At 72.3% G+C, this 1,084-nt stretch carries 1 pseudogene; it reads right to left on the bottom strand.

What is annotated here, in order from left to right:
• Nucleotides 1-1,001 (bottom strand): annotated as a pseudogene (locus AC27IQ_RS25375) (TgpA N-terminal domain-containing protein); the annotation flags it as partial.
• Nucleotides 1,002-1,084 lie beyond the last annotated feature (83 nt).

The following is a 1,084-nucleotide window of genomic DNA, read 5'->3' as shown; positions in this document are numbered from 1 at the left end:
CGTTGACAGGCCGGTTGACCACCCACTGCAGCTCCTGCGTCATGAAGGCCGACAGGCCCTCGGGCAGTTCGGGCCGGTCGCGGGCCGCGTCCAGGGTGAGCAGCCAGGGGCGCCGCAGCGGCTCCAGCGTGACGGCGTAGCGCAGGGGCTCGCCCTCGGTCTGCAGCCGCGCGGGCGCGGGCGGGCGAAAGGCCGAGGCCGGTGCGCCCGACTGCCCGAGGGCGAACCACTGCCGGCCGTTGAAGGCGGTGAGCACCGGGCCGCGAAAGTACAGGTCGCTCTGCGGCGGCGCCGCGCCGCCCGGCGTGTCGAACTGCACGCGCATCGCCACGCTGTCGTCCAGCGCCAGCGAGGCGACGTTGCCGATCTCCATCTCGCCCGACAGCCCGCTGCGCCCCGAGGGGTTGTCGTTGGGCATGCCCCACAGGGGCGCCATCCGCGGGAACAGCAGGAACAGCGCCAGCATGATGGGCGCGCCCAGCAGCGCCATCTTGCCGGCCGTGCGCATGGATTGCGCCAGCGGCGGGCGGCCGACGGGCATGTGGGCGTTGACCAGGGCGGTGAGCAGCCCCAGCAGCGCGACCAGCATGGCGGTCGCCGTGAGCAGCGACTGCGAGAAGAAGAAGTTGCTGAGCATCGTGAAGAAGCCCAGGAAGAAGGTGACCATGGCGTCGCGCCGCGCGCGCAGCTCCAGCGTCTTGAGCGCCAGCAGCATCACGATGAGCGTGACGCCCGCATCGCGCCCCACGATCGTGCGGTGCGACGCCAGCGTGAGCGCCACCGACACCACCAGCAGCCCGCCGGTGGCCCAGCGGCCCGGCAGGGGCCGGCCTTCCAGCGCCAGCCAGCCGCGCCAGGCCAGCACCAGGGCGGCGAGCGCCGTGGTCCACACGGGCAGATTGGCGGCCTGCGGCGCGATCACCCCAGGCGATGACGACGATGAGGAACAGGGTGTCGCGGGTGTCGCGCGGCAGGGTGGCGAGCGTCTGGCGCAGGCTCATGGGCGGACGCTCCGCGCCACCGGCAGGCGGCGGCCGGCTCCGACAATGCATTGCTACTATTTTTGTAGCATAACGCCCTAGTG

It is taken from the genome of Acidovorax sp. KPB24-07 (assembly GCF_057543315.1).
Note: the sequence above shows the minus strand (reverse complement) of the source record. Positions and strands in the feature narration are given on the sequence as shown.